Here is a 14,090-nt window from a genome sequence, read left to right as displayed (position 1 = left end):
ATGGGGGCATATCCGTTGGTTAGGTAACGGCTGATTATGGTTCCGCCCTTACGGCGGCTCACTTTGGAAAAGCCCCAAAGTAAGCAAAGGGCTCTTGCCCCACCACTCGGTGTCTCGCCTAGGCTCGACATGCCCTCAACTCCGGCTTGAATCCGTGGGCCGCCGCGATGGGCCATCCCTGGCCCAGCGCGGCTAACCCGGCGTCCTGCCGGGTTACCCACGGATTCAAGCCTGCGTTCGGCCAGCGTGGTTTAACGGGGCGCCTAGGATCAAGATCAAGATCAAAAACAGAGCCAGAGCACACCGCTTTCTGCCTGAAAAGTGGAGATCCAAATGTGGGAGCGGGCTTGCTCGCGAATGCGGTGTGTCAGTCAACAAATTCATTGCTGATCCACCGCATTCGCGAGCAAGCCCGCTCCCACATTTTTGACCGTGTCCGGCTTCCTTACCCTGTGAAATCAGCTTTTCTGTGGGAGCTGGCTTGCCTGCGATGGCATCAACTGGGTATGCCTGATGTACCGAGTTGCCTGCATCGCGGGCAAGCCAGCTCCCACATTTGAACTCACTCCAACTGAAAACCCGGTCGGCTCTAAGGCCGCCGCGCTCTTGCTTTTGATCTAGAAGCGCCCCGTCAAACACGCTCCAAAGCCGGAGTGAGGGCACACCGAGCCTAGGCGAGGTGCCGAGTGTTGGGGCGAAGGCCTTTTGCTTACTTTTGGGCCTTTCCAAAAGTAAGCCGCTGTAAGAGCGGAACCCTAAGTGGCCGTTACCGCAGCAACGGATATGTACTCAAACTCAAACCCAACCCCCACCCAGTTATATCCATAGCACCAACCGATATTGGTATATACCAGATCACTCCCTTATAAATCGCCCCCATCAAAGAACGTTGCGCTGGAGTAGCAAACGATGGTGTCGGTAAAGGTAATGCTGGAGTACTTCCACCCCTGGCCAAACTCGGCCGGTCTGTACCTGGCACGCGAACGCGGCTGGTACGAAGAACTCGGCCTGGATGTAGAACTGGTCGTCCACGACCCCTACCACGGCGACACCCTGCAACACCTGCTGACCGGCGCCGCAGACTTCGGCATCTTCCCCAGCAACCGCCTTCTCGTACGCCGTGGCCTGGGCCAGGCGCTGCAAGGCATCGCCGCCATCAACCACGCAGGCCTGGAGTCGATCCAGACCCTCACCGACTCCGGCATCCGCCGCCCCCGCGACCTGGTGGGCAAACGCCTGGCGCTCAACCCGACGCCACGCGGCCTGGCCATGGTGCGTCATTTGGTCAGCCGCGATGGCGGTGATCCGGACGGCGTGATCCTGGTGGACAGCGGCGTGCGCGAACTGCGGCCCGAGCAACTTGCCGAGGGTATTGCCGATGCCAGCTTCGGCGGCTACTGGGCCTGGGAAGCGCTGATGCACAGCCCCATCGACGCCGAGCGTCGCGTCGTGTTGCCGGTGGATGAGATCGGCGCACCGGCCTATCACAGCTACCTGCTCGGCGCCCATGAGCGCACCCTGGCCGACAAGCCCGACCTGGTGCGTGATTTCCTCGCGGCCACCGCAAAAGGTTACTTGGCCGTGGCGCAAGATCCGTCAATCGCGCTCACCGCCTACGAACACACCACGCCGTATTTCCCCGCTGAACTGTTGAGCGCCTCGCTGCATAAAATCGCCCCGACGTGGTTGCACAGAGGCCGCTGGGGCGAGCAACGCCAGGCGCTTCTGCAAACCTACGCCGAGTGGTTGCACGAGCATGCCGTGCTCGACAACCCGCAGGTCTGGCAAGGCGCGACCAGCAACGCCTACCTGCCAGAGGTAAGCGCATGACCCCCCAACGCACCGCCCACGGCCTGGGGCTGGAGCCGGTCGCCGCCGACTGGCCGGCCCTGCATGAAGCCGACATCGAGCAGCTGCTGGTTGACTACCCCCAACTGGGCCCCTTGCACAGCCTGCATTGGCACAGTCCACGGCCGTTTTCCGCCGCGGGGTTGATCACCACCGGCGCTGGCACGCTGTTCGTCAAACGCCATCACCAACAGGTGCGCCAAGCGGCGTGGCTGAAAGAAGAGCATCGCCTGATCGCCCATCTGCATCGCCAGGGCGCACCGGTGGCGGCAGTGGTATCGAACCAGCATGGCGCCACGGCGACGGGGCAAGGTGAGTGGACGTATGAAGTGCACCACGTTGCCGAGGGCCTGGACTTGTACCGCGATGCGCTGTCGTGGTCGCCGTTTCAAAATACCCGGCATGCGCTCGCCGCAGGCCAGGCGTTGGCCCGTCTGCACCTGGCGGCCGAAGCCTACGACGCCCCTCAACGCCAGACCCCGGTGCTGCTGGCCAACGCACGGTTGATAGAACAATCAAACCCGCTGGAAGGCATCAGCAGCCCCTACCTCGCCGACAAGGAGTGGCGCACTCAACTCGGCGAGTTGCTGTTGCCGTGGCACGCAGAACTGCATCCGCTGTTGCGTGAGCAACCGCCACTGTGGACCCACAACGACTGGCACGCCTCCAACCTGCTGTGGAACGCCGACGGCAGCGTTTCCAGCGTGCTGGATTTCGGCCTGGCCGACCGCACTTTCGCCCTCTTCGACCTCGCCACTGCCATCGAACGCAACGCCGTGCCCTGGCTGGACCTTGATACGGGTGGCGTAGCGCGCGCCGATCTCGACAGCGTGGATGCCCTGCTCGCCGGGTATCACCAAGTACGCCCATTGAGCACCCGCGACCTGCTCACCCTCAGCGCCCTGTTGCCGCTGGTGCACGTGGATTTCGCCCTGTCCGAGGTGGCGTATTACCAGGACGTGGTGGGCTCCACCGCCAGCGCCGATATCGCCTATTACGCCTACCTGCTCGGCCATCTGCGCTGGTTCGCCGGTGCCGAAGGGCAACGTTTGCTTGGCCATATCCGGCGTAAAAGCGTATGAGCATGCTGGTCGATACTCAGTGGCTGCACGCGCATCGGGCTGATCCCACGCTGGTGATACTGGATGCCACGGTGGTATTGCCGTCGCCGGCGTTCGATGGTGATTACCGCGTCCAAAGCGGCGAAGACGGCTGGTCGCAGGCGCATATTCCAGGCGCTCGACACGCAGATTTATTGACTGACTTGGCCGACACCCACGCCAGTTTCAGCTTCGCCCTGCCAACGCCTGAAGCGCTGGTAAACAGTTTGGCCAAGCTCGGCGCCGGCCAAGGGAAAACCCTGGTTATCTACGACCGTGCCGATGGTTTCTGGGCCGCTCGCCTGTGGTGGATGCTGCGCGGCGCAGGCGTCGACGCCCAGGTACTCGATGGCGGGTTCAACGCCTGGCGCGCGGCCGGTTTGCCGGAACACAACGGCCCAGCCGAGCCGGTCATGCCGGTGCAACCCTGGGCAATCAACCCGCGTGCCGGGCTGTGGATTGACCGCCGCGGCGTCGAAGCCATCGTCGCCGGGCAAGCACCCGGCGTGTTGATCTGTGCCCTTGGCGCGGCGCTGTTCGAAGGCACCGCGCCCACCCGCTACGCCCGACGCGGGCACATCCCCGGCAGCCAAAACCTGCCGGCCCGCGAGTTGTTCGACGCCCACGGCCGCTACCTGCCCAAGGATGCCCTGGCCCTGGCGATCGGCCCCACGCTGCTGCACAGCGAAGGCCCATTGGTGCTGTATTGCGGCGGCGGCATCTCGGCCGCCGCAAACGCCCTGGCCCTGACCCTGCTGGGTCGCCAGGACATCGCCCTCTACGACGGTTCCCTGCAGGAATGGGCCGCCGACGCACGTTTACCAATGACTACCGGAGCAGCTCCGGCCTGACGCCACTTTCGGCGAACTCGGCTTTTTCATTTCGTACTGGCAACCCGTTCGTTGCGCAGCGCTGGGCAGCCTTTTGCCCGATAAAAGCGTACGGCAGCGGCGGTCCGGCCCTTGGAGCGCTCCTTACATGGCTACACCTTATCGCCACACCCTGCTCGCCTTGAGCATCACCCTCGCCGCAACCGCGGCGCATGCCCAGGAGGCGACCCTGGACACCGTCACCGTGGTCGGCCAGGAGGCCAGCGATTACCAGGCAAAAAAAGCCGCCGTGGCCGGCTTTGACAACGCGCCGTTGCTGGACACCCCGGCCTCGGTCGCTGTGATCACCGAGGCCCGCCTGAAAGACCAGCAGGCACGCCTGCTCAGCGAGGTGTTGAAGAATGACGCGTCGGTGGGCGACAGCTATGCCCCGGTCGGCTACTACGAGAATTTCGTGGTGCGCGGCTTCGCCCTGAACCCGGCCAGCAGCTACAAGATCAACGGCCGCACCATCACCGGCGAGCAGAACGTGGCGCTGGAAAACAAGCAGCAAGTGGAAGTGCTCAAGGGCCTGGCCGGCCTGCAGAGCGGCGTGTCCGAACCCGGCGGGCTGGTCAACTACGTGAGCAAGCGCCCGGAGAATGTGCGCTCGGTGACGGTGTCCACCAACGAGCAAGGCGAGCGCTACCTGGCCACCGATATCGGCGGCTGGCTCGGCACCGAGCAACAGGTGGGCGTGCGCATCAACCTGGCCCACGAAGACATCCGCTCCTATGTCGAACACGCCGACGGCAAGCGCGATTTCGCCTCCCTGGCGCTGGACTGGAACATCAGCCCCAACGCCTTGCTGCAACTCAACGCCGAGTACCAGAACCGCGAGCAGCGCTCGGTGCCGGGTTATCAATTGCTCGGCGGCACCGAGGTGCCGCACCACGTGTCGCCCAAGGACCTGCTGGCGTACCAGAGCTGGTCGAACCCGGTGGGCATCCAGTCGCTGAACCTCGACGGGCTGTTTGAATACCGCTTCAACGAAGCCTGGAAAGCCAGCTTCAGCGCGTCGCGCAGCCGCGTGGTGATCGACGACTACAGCACCTTCGCCTGGGGCTGCTACGGCGCCGCCAGTTGCGCGAACACCGCCGTGCCGAACCACTTCAGCGCCGAGGGCGACTACGACATCTCCGACTACCGCAGCCCCGACGACACCCGCAGCAACGAGGAAGCCCAGGCGGCCCTCAACGGCCAGTTCGACACCGGCTTTCTCAAGCACGACCTGACCTTCGGCACCACCGCCTTCCGCCGCCTGGTGGACCGGCGCAAGTCGGTCAACGAGTACATCGGCGAGGGCAATATCTACCAGCCGTCACCGGTACTGGAACCCTACGACGGCCCGTTGGGGCACACCTACCGACGCCTCGACAGCCGCCAGTACGGCCTGTTCGCCAGCGATCGCATCAGCTTCAACGAACAATGGCAAACCCTCCTCGGCGGGCGCCAGGTCCGCCTCGACGAAGAGACCTACAACCAGGCCGGCGCCACCACGCGTCATACCCAGCGCAGCGTGTTCCTGCCCCAGGTCGCGCTGATCTACAAACCGCGCCCCGACACCTCGCTGTACGCCAGCTACAGCAAAGGCCTGTCGCTGGGTGGCGAGGCCGCGTGGTTCAGCAGCAATGCCGACGAGGTACTGCCGCCGACCACCTCGCGCCAGCTGGAGGTCGGGATCAAGCGTGACTTCCAGCGCCTGAGCCTGACCGCTGCGCTGTTCCAGATCACCCAGGACCTGCAATACAACCGCCCCAACGACGACGGCAGCATCACCTTCGTGCAGCAAGGCAAGCAGAAGAACGTGGGGATCGAACTGTCGGCCAACGGCCGCGTGACTTCCGACCTGCAAGTGTCGGCCAGCATCGCGGCGATCCGCGCCGAAGTCGACGGCAGCGGCACCGATGACTACGACGGCCACCAGGCGATCAACGTGCCCAAGCTGCGTGCCAGCCTGCACGGTGACTACAACATCCAGGCGGTACCGGGCCTGGCCCTGCTCGGCGGGGTGCAATACAGCGCGAGCAAATACGCCAACCGCGAGGCCACGGTGAAAGTCGACGACTATGCGGTGTTCGATGTGGGCGGTCGCTACACCACCAAAGTCGGCGATTACGCTACTGTGCTGCGCCTGACCGTCGACAACCTGTTCGACAAACGCTACTGGCGGGACGTGGGTGAATCCGCAGGCGACGGCTACCTGTTCCTGGGGGCGCCGCGTACCGCACGGCTGTCCGCCACCGTCAATTTCTGAGGCTGAGTGTTTATGCGTAATCTGATGTTTGCCAGTGTCTGCCTGCTCTCCACCGCCCTGGTCGGCTGCCAGCAGCATCCGCCTGCCAACGACCAACTGGACGCGGTGCTGTGGACCCAGACCTCCATCGAACACGAGCTGATTTATCGCCAGGTATTCGCCAGCGCCACGCGCCAGCTGGACGCCGCGCTGGCCGACCCAACCTGGGACGCCCTGCCCTTGCCGCCGCGCAACCTCGCCGGGCTGCCACCGGCAGTGGTAGTGGATATCGATGAAACCGTGCTCGACAACGTGCCGCTCAACGCGCGGGACATCATCAACAACCAAGTGTATTCCTATGACCGCTGGAACACCTGGGTCGACCAGGCCAAGGCCCAGGCGCTGCCCGGCGCCGTAGCGTTCCTGCAAGCGGCCGATAAAAAAGGCATCACCGTCTACTACATCACCAACCGTGAACACAGCCAGGTCCAGGCTACGGTCGACAACCTGCGCCTGCGCGGTTTCCCGGTGCAGCGCAACGAACAGGTACTGGCCGCCAGCACCCCGACCGGCCACTGCGAACAGGCCGGTTATGGCAAGAACTGCCGCCGCCAATGGGTGGCCGCGCATGCCCGTGTGCTGATGCTCGCCGGCGACTCGCTGGGCGATTTCGTGCAGGCCGAGCACAACACCCTGGCCGACCAGCGCAAGGCAGCCGAACCGTACCTGGCCTGGCTCGGCCAACGCTGGTTCCTGCTGCCCAACCCTACGTATGGCAACTGGTACAGCGCGCCCTATGGCGACCAGGAAAAACTGCCCTTTGAACGCAAGCGCCAGCTCAAGCAACAGGCGCTGCCACTAGAAAACTAGTCGTGTGAGAACCCTATGTCGCCACTGGAAATCGTCGCCGTATTCTTCAACATCGCCGGGGTCTGGCTCACCGCACAGCGAGTGCGCTGGTGCTGGCCGGTCAGCGTGGTCGCGGTGTTGCTGTATGCCTGGATCTTCTTCGACGTGAAGCTGTATTCGGACATGCTCCTGCAGTTGGTCTTCGCCGTGCTGCAAGGTTATGGCTGGTGGCGCTGGAGCACCGGGCGCATCGAGGCGGGCAAGGTCCGCGTGGAACGCCTGCCACTCCGGGAGGCGTGGCGCCACCTGCTCGCGGGGCTGATCGGCGCCGTGGCCCTGGGTGCCGTGATGCACCACTTCACCGATGCCGCGCTGCCCTGGCTGGATTCGCTGCTCACCGCCTTCAGCCTGGTGGCGAGCCTGTGGGCGGCGCGCAAATACGTGGTCAGCTGGTGGCTGTGGATCCTGCTGGACGCGGCCTATGTGGGGTTGTTCCTGTACAAGGACCTGCAACTCACCGCCGCGCTCTACGCCGGCTTTGTATGGCTGGCGGCCTATGGTCTGCGGGCATGGCAGCGTGACCTGCACCAACAGGAACATATAACCAAAGCTTCGGTTTACAGCGTTTAATATCATTAAACACAAGTGCATCTATCGCGTTTAAATATATAAAACCTCGCTTGGATGCTTTTATGAACTTACGCACTGCCGCCGCGCTCAGCGTCACTCTCCTCCTGGCCAGCCCGGCGATCTTCGCCGGGCAGACCCTGGACCGCATCACCCAATCCAAGCAATTGGTCGGCGTGCTGATGGAGAATTACCCACCCTTCTCATTCCTCAACGAACAAAACCAGTTGGATGGTTTTGACGTCGACGTGACCAAGGCCGTCGCCGACAAACTCGGGGTGAAACTGAAACTCGAAACGCCGTCCTGGGAAGTCATCGCCGCTGGCCGCTGGAATGGCCGCTATGACGTGTGCATCTGCTCCATGACCCCCAGCGCCGCGCGCGGCCAGGTCTTCAACTTCCCGTTCGAGTACTACGCCTCGCCGGCCGTGGTCGTGGTAAACAGCAGCGACGACACGATCAAGTCGGCAGCCGACCTCAGCGGTAAAAAAGTCGGCGTGGGCAGTGCATCGACCTACGAGGCGTACCTGGCCAAGGACCTGGTGATCGAAGGCGCCAACACACCGATCGACTACCCGTTCAAGGCCGTGCAGGCAGTGCCCTACGACAACGAGACCATCGCTTTCCAGGACCTCGCGCTGGGCACCGGCAAGCGCCTGGATGCCATGGTCACCAACCTGGTCACCGCCAAGGAACGCATCGACCACGACCCACGCTTCAAGATCACCGGCGCGGTGCTGTACGCCGAGCCGAATGTGGTCGCCACCGAGAAGGGTGATCCACAATGGGATGCCAGATTGACGCAGATTCTCGCCGAGCTGAAAAGCGACGGCACGCTGGCGAAGATCTCGCAGAAATGGATCGGCTCAGACATCACCCAATGAGTGTTTTCCCTACCCCTCCAACCACGATCAAGCCGCCCGTGGCCAAGCGCACACGGCTGTCGTTCCGTGTGCGGCTATGGCTGACCTGGGGCGTGATGCTGGGCCTGTTCACCGCGATGTTCATGAGCTTTGACCTGCAGTTCGCCATCGTCGCCGCGAAGTGGCAGAACCTGGTGGGGCTGCACCTCTCGCCCCAGGGCTTTCTGCAAGGCGCGGCGCTGACGCTGTTCTTGTGTTTCTGCTCGATCTGGCTGTCGGTGGCCCTGGGTTTCGCCACCGCCCTGGCGCGCCTGTCGAGCAGCGCCGTGGCGTTCGGGATCGCCAGTTTCTATGCCTCGTTCTTTCGCGGCACGCCGTTGCTGATCCAGATCCTGCTGATCTACCTCGGCCTGCCTCAACTGGGCGTGGTGCCCGGCGCGATCAGCGCCGGGATCATTGCGCTGTCGTTGAACTACGGGGCGTACCTGAGCGAGATCTTCCGCGCCGGCATTCTTGGCGTGTCCCAGGGCCAACGCAATGCCGCCGCTGCACTGGGCATGGGCCGGGCCGTGACGTTCTGGCAGATCGTGCTGCCCCAGGCCATGCGCACCATTATTCCGCCGACCACCAGCCAGTTCATCTCGATGCTCAAGGACTCGTCCCTGGTCTCGGTGATGGGCGTGTGGGAGGTGATGTTCCTCGCGCAATCCTATGGCCGCTCGTCTTACCGCTATATCGAAATGCTTACCACGGCCGCCGTCATCTACTGGCTGTTGTCGATCGGCCTGGAGCTGATCCAGGCCCGGCTGGAACGGCACTACGGCAAGGCTTATCTCCACGGGCGATAGTCTGTCGCCGCACTTTTTTTACACGCAGGAAGCACCATGTCCGATCCTACCCCGCTGTTATTCGGTCTCTATGAACAAGCCAGTGTCGGCTGCGGCGGCGCGCCCAGCCTGTGGACCCACCCCAGCGATGAAAGGCTGGGCATCAACACCCTCAAATACTGGTCGAACCTGGCCCTCACGGCGGATGAAGCCAACCTCGACCTGATGTTTTTCGGCGACGTGCTGGGCTTTTACGATGTGTTCGGTGGCTCCGAAGCCATGGCGTTGAAATGGGCAGTGGAAGCCCCGGCCAACGATCCTTTAAGCATTATTCCGGCGCTGGTGGCCCTCACCGAAAAGCTCGCCTTCGGCGTCACCGTGACCACCACCTACGAGCACCCGTTCACCCACGCGCGGCGCTTCAGCACCCTCGATCACCTGTCTGAAGGGCGGATCGGCTGGAACATCGTCACCTCGTACCTGTCCAGCGCAGCGCGCAATTTCGGCCTGGAGCAGATGATCAAGCACGACGACCGCTATGAGCGCGCCGAGGAGTTTCTCGACGTGGTGTACAAGCTCTGGGAAGGCAGTTGGGCCGATAACGCGGTGCGCGCCGACAAACAGGCGCACACTTATGCCGATGGCGCCCGCGTGCGGCCGATCGCGCATGCCGGCGAGCATTACCGCGTGGCCGGGCCGCATCTGACCTCGCCATCGCCGCAACGCACGCCGCTGCTGATCCAGGCCGGCTGGTCGGCACGCGGTCGGCAGTTTGCGGCCAAGCACGCGGAGCTGGTGTTTATCGCCAAGTCCAATCCACTGGAAATCCGCCAGGGCCTCGAAGACATCTGGCGCCAGGCCGAAGCCCGTGGCCGCCGCGCCGCCGACGTGAAGTCACTGACCGTGCTGCGCATCGTCACGGCGCCCACCGCTATCGAGGCGCAGAAAAAATACGACACCTTGCAAAGCAACTATCACCTGCAAGCGCAGTTGGTGAGCTATGCCGGCGACACCGGCATCGACATCAGCCGCTACGCCGACAATGAAGCGCTGTCGACCCACACCGAAGGCATGACCTCCTACGTGATGAAACCCGATGGCAGCGGCAAGCCGCTGACTGCCGGCGAGGTGCGCCAGCGTTTTGCGAATGTCACCCGTGGCAGCGACCTGATCCTGGTCGGCACCCCGGAGCAGATCGCGCAAAAGATCGAGGAGCACGCCCGCATCTCGGGCACCAGCGGCTACATGCTCAACCCGCTGATCAGCCCCGGCTCGCTGAATGATTTTGTCGAACTGGTGATCCCGGCCCTGCAAAAGCGCGGCCTGTACCGCACCACCGCGCAAACCGGCACGCTGCGCTCGCGGCTCAGCGTCGACGGCAGTGATCGCCTGCCCGCCTCGGCGCACGGCGCCTCGTTCCGCTTTGCATAAAGCCTGCGTGGGACCAGGTGACCTGCGCCGACAGGAACGGTAGAGTCTGCCCCACGTCATGCCTGCACACGGAACCCCAGGATGCCTTTCGACCCCATCTCGCCGCACTACCAGCGCATCCGCGAACAGATCGCCCACGACATCGCCGCCGGTGTGCCCCAGGCCGACGAGAAATTTCCCTCCGAGCGGGAAATGATCGAACGCTTCGGCTGCACCCGCGTCACCTTGCGCCAGGCCTTGCAGCAACTCGAGGCCGAGGGCCTGGTGTACCGCGAAAACCGCCGGGGCTGGTTCGTCAGCCCACAGCGCATCCGCTACGACCCGACGCGTATCAGCGGCTTCATGGATTACGTCAGCGCCCAGGGCCGCACACCCCGCACCGAATGCCTGCACGCCGAACTGCGCCCGGCCGGCGCCTGGCTGGCCAAGCGCATGGGCCTGGCCTCGACGCAGGAGCCGGTGTTTTTCCTGCAGCGCCGCCGCTGGATCGACCGCCGCCCGGTGCTGCTGGAATTCAACGCACTGCTCGCCAGCTGGTGCCCCGGCCTGCTGGAAGCCGACCTCAATACCTCGCTGACCCAACTGCTGCGCGACCGTTTTGCGCGGGTGCAATCACGCTGTGAACTGCAGATGCACATCGGCACGGTGAATGAAGAACAGGCGGAGTTGCTGCAATTGTCGCCAGGCTCCACCAGCGTGTACCTGGAGCGCCTGAACTTCGGCGAGGACAACCAGGCGGTGGAATTCGACCAGGAATACTGGCGCCCGGATGCACTGTCGATCGTGATGGAGACGCGGTATCCGGGTACGCGCTGACCCTGTGGGAGCCGGCTTGCAGGCGAAAATCTTTCGGGCACCGCGTTGCGCCTGGGTTGCCGCGTCATTGTTGAAGATCTTCGCTGGCAAGCCGGCTCCTGCAAGGGGGTGACTGCCGCTGTTGCTTGCGTAACAACCTGCCGCCCGCGTGTTGCATAAGCAACGCTCCAACCGTGCCCGTTGAAAAATCCCCAATAAATTCATCAACTTAATTATGACAAAATGATGGCATATAGCTTGCTATCGATGTCAGCAGCTTACTCTTCAAAGAGCGGCCCCTGCGCGATGGGACGGCATTCCGCCTGCCCCGCGCTCAAGAATCGGATTTCTTAAGGGACCTTGCCATGCACTCGCTGCTTCGCAACCATCGCTACACCAAACCCGCCCGCCCGTTTGTCCTTGCCAGTGCGCCCTTCATGGCGTTGCTGGCCGGCGATGCGCTGGGGGCCGACAACCAGACCACGACTGCCCTGCCCCAGGTCACGGTGACCGCCCAGCGGCATGAAGAATCCGCCCAGGACGTGGGTATCGCCCTGACCGCGCTCAGCGGCCAGGACCTGCAGAACAAGGGTGTGACCAACGTCAACGAGCTGCAGAACTACGTGCCCAACCTCGACATCGCGCCGCAGTACGGCGGCGGCAACCCGTTGTTCCGCATTCGCGGCGTCGGGCTCAAGGATTACGGCAGCAATAACACCTCCACCGTCGGCGTGTACCTGGATCAGGTCGCCTTGCCCTACCCGATCCAGACCCAGGGCCAGCTCTTCGACCTGGAACGCGTCGAGGTGCTGCGTGGCCCGCAGGGCACGCTGTACGGGCGCAACAGCACAGCCGGCGCGATCAACTTCATCACCAACAAACCCACGCGTGAATTCCACGGTGGGCTGACCACCAGCTACGGCTCCTACAACGCCAGCAACGTCGAGGGGTTTCTCTCCGGGCCGCTCAGCGACACCCTGCGCGCACGCCTGGCGTTCATCACCGAACAAGGCGGCGCCTGGCAGGAGAACCGGGTGACCGGGCAAAGCCTGGGCGACAAGGACAACACCTCGGTGCGCGGCCAGTTCGATTGGGACGCCACGCCGGACATCAACTTCAACCTGACCGTGCATGCCGGTGAGGACAAGTCTGACAGCCGCGGCTCGTACCTGTATCAGGGGCTGAAACCCAACGCCAACGGCGCCGCCTACTCGAGCATCAGCCCGGAAAACGACGGCAAGAAAACCGGCTGGGGCCTGACCCCGGGCTTTGCCAAGCTCACCGGGCTGTCGGTGGGTGACAAGCCGCATCGCGATAACGACAACACCGGTTTCGCGCTCACGGGTACGTTCGACCTGAATGACCATTTGAGCGTGACCAGCATCACCGCATCCGACCGCTTTCGGCGCCGCGAATACATCGACTGGGACGCGTCGGTGATCCCGCAATCGGATGAATACTTCGACTCCAAGATCGAAGTGTTCTCCCAGGAGCTGCGCCTGGCCTCCCACGACAACGAGCGCTTCAACTGGCAGACCGGCTTGTATTTCGCCCAGGACCGCCTGGACGAAAACTTCTACTCGGACTTCAGCGCCAACCTCGGCTACGGCACCTACACCTCCTACACGCAGAAATCCAACACCTACAGCGCCTTCGCCCAAGGCGACTACCAGCTGACCGATGACTGGAAATTGATCATCGGCGTGCGCCAGGAAAAAGAACACCGCGAACTCGAGGATTTCTCCACCCAGCGCATCCTCGTCAACAACGGCGTGTACCGTCTCGGGCAGTTGAGTTTCCCGGCCGCCGACAGCGACCTGGACAGCAACTCCACCTCCTGGAAGCTCGGCCTCGAGTACCAGCTCACCCCGTCGACCCTGCTGTATTCGACGGTCAGCCGCGGGATCAAGTCCGGTGGTTTTACCGCCTACAACTCCAGCTATGCCGAGCAGATCGCACCGGTCAAACCGGAAAAACTGCTGGCCTATGAAGTCGGCTTCAAGAGTGACTTGAGCGACACGCTGCGCTTCAACGGCTCGGCGTTCTACTACGACTATCGCGACCAGCAATACCAGTCGCAGGTGTGGATCAGCCAGGCGGTGGGCAATGTCGGCCGGCTGGTGAATATTCCCAAGTCGAAGATCTACGGCTATGAGCTGGAACTGCAATGGGAGCCGGTGTCGGGCCTGACCCTCGGCCAGTACTTCGGCACCAAGAAAGGCAAGTACGTCGACTACCAGGGCCTGAACAGCACCGCGACCCGCGCGGTGGGGTTTGCCTACCCGGTGTACACCGACTTCTCCGGTTCCAGCCTGACCAACTTCCCGAAAATCAGCTACGGCGGCCAGCTGCAATATGTGTGGGACGTCGGCGGTTTTACCTTCAGCGCCGAGAGCGACTACTCGTTCCACGACCGCATTACCGGCAGCAACGGCACCACCACCCAGGCCTACTGGCTGGCGAATGCGCGCCTGGGTGTGACGCCCAAGGGCAGCAACTGGTCGGGGGCACTGTGGGCCCGCAACGTGTTCGACAAGAAATACGACCTGTACCACGGCTCGTTCCTGTCCAACGCCCAAATCGCCACGCCGGGCGACCCACGCACCGTGGGTGTCCAGGCCAGCTACAAATTCTAGGGACCTGCC

General features: G+C 63.2%; 11 protein-coding genes. All 11 read left to right on the top strand.

Annotated elements, in window-relative coordinates; genetic code table 11:
• The first annotated feature begins 909 nt into the window (after positions 1 to 909).
• Positions 910 to 1,830, top strand: coding sequence for an ABC transporter substrate-binding protein (locus tag C9990_RS10635; RefSeq protein ID WP_106803242.1), 921 nt, complete (start codon positions 910 to 912; stop codon positions 1,828 to 1,830).
• Positions 1,827 to 2,930: a phosphotransferase enzyme family protein gene (locus C9990_RS10630; RefSeq protein ID WP_106803241.1), complete on the top strand. Its 1,104-nt coding sequence runs from the start codon at positions 1,827 to 1,829 to the stop codon at positions 2,928 to 2,930. Before C9990_RS10635 ends, C9990_RS10630 begins: the two co-directional genes overlap by 4 nt.
• A gap of 2 nt (positions 2,931 to 2,932) precedes the next feature.
• On the top strand, positions 2,933 to 3,799 hold the full coding sequence (locus C9990_RS10625) for a sulfurtransferase (RefSeq protein ID WP_256595073.1): 867 nt from the start codon (positions 2,933 to 2,935) through the stop codon (positions 3,797 to 3,799).
• 127 nt (positions 3,800 to 3,926) lie between these two features.
• The gene (locus tag C9990_RS10620) at positions 3,927 to 6,074 is read left to right on the top strand and encodes a TonB-dependent siderophore receptor (protein ID WP_106803239.1); all 2,148 of its coding nucleotides are present in this window, start codon (positions 3,927 to 3,929) and stop codon (positions 6,072 to 6,074) included.
• A 12-nt stretch (positions 6,075 to 6,086) separates the two neighbouring features.
• A complete protein-coding gene (locus C9990_RS10615) occupies positions 6,087 to 6,923 on the top strand; it encodes a 5'-nucleotidase, lipoprotein e(P4) family (protein WP_106803238.1) in 837 nt (278 codons plus the stop codon).
• Positions 6,924 to 6,938: 15 nt separating this feature from the next.
• Entirely contained in the window at positions 6,939 to 7,532 is a 594-nt protein-coding gene (gene pnuC / locus C9990_RS10610; protein WP_106803237.1) for a nicotinamide riboside transporter PnuC, read from the top strand.
• A gap of 62 nt (positions 7,533 to 7,594) precedes the next feature.
• Positions 7,595 to 8,413 carry a transporter substrate-binding domain-containing protein gene (locus C9990_RS10605; RefSeq protein WP_106803236.1) on the top strand — a complete coding sequence of 273 codons (819 nt, stop codon included), beginning with the start codon at positions 7,595 to 7,597 and terminating at the stop codon, positions 8,411 to 8,413.
• Positions 8,410 to 9,240 (top strand): amino acid ABC transporter permease, encoded by an 831-nt coding sequence (locus tag C9990_RS10600; RefSeq protein WP_065904255.1) that lies wholly within the window; start codon positions 8,410 to 8,412, stop codon positions 9,238 to 9,240. The genes C9990_RS10605 and C9990_RS10600 overlap by 4 nt, the downstream gene beginning before the upstream one ends.
• 36 nt (positions 9,241 to 9,276) lie before the next feature.
• The gene (locus C9990_RS10595; protein WP_106803235.1) at positions 9,277 to 10,650 is read left to right on the top strand and encodes an NtaA/DmoA family FMN-dependent monooxygenase; all 1,374 of its coding nucleotides are present in this window, start codon (positions 9,277 to 9,279) and stop codon (positions 10,648 to 10,650) included.
• A gap of 81 nt (positions 10,651 to 10,731) precedes the next feature.
• Positions 10,732 to 11,466: a UTRA domain-containing protein gene (locus C9990_RS10590; protein WP_065904260.1), complete on the top strand. Its 735-nt coding sequence runs from the start codon at positions 10,732 to 10,734 to the stop codon at positions 11,464 to 11,466.
• Between the two features lie 344 nt (positions 11,467 to 11,810).
• The gene (locus C9990_RS10585; protein ID WP_106803234.1) at positions 11,811 to 14,081 is read left to right on the top strand and encodes a TonB-dependent receptor; all 2,271 of its coding nucleotides are present in this window, start codon (positions 11,811 to 11,813) and stop codon (positions 14,079 to 14,081) included.
• Positions 14,082 to 14,090 lie beyond the last annotated feature (9 nt).

The organism is Pseudomonas sp. S5D5, assembly GCF_003013355.1.
In the GTDB taxonomy this organism is placed as follows: Bacteria; Pseudomonadota; Gammaproteobacteria; order Pseudomonadales; family Pseudomonadaceae; genus Aquipseudomonas; species Aquipseudomonas aylmerensis.
Note: the sequence above shows the minus strand (reverse complement) of the source record. Positions and strands in the feature narration are given on the sequence as shown.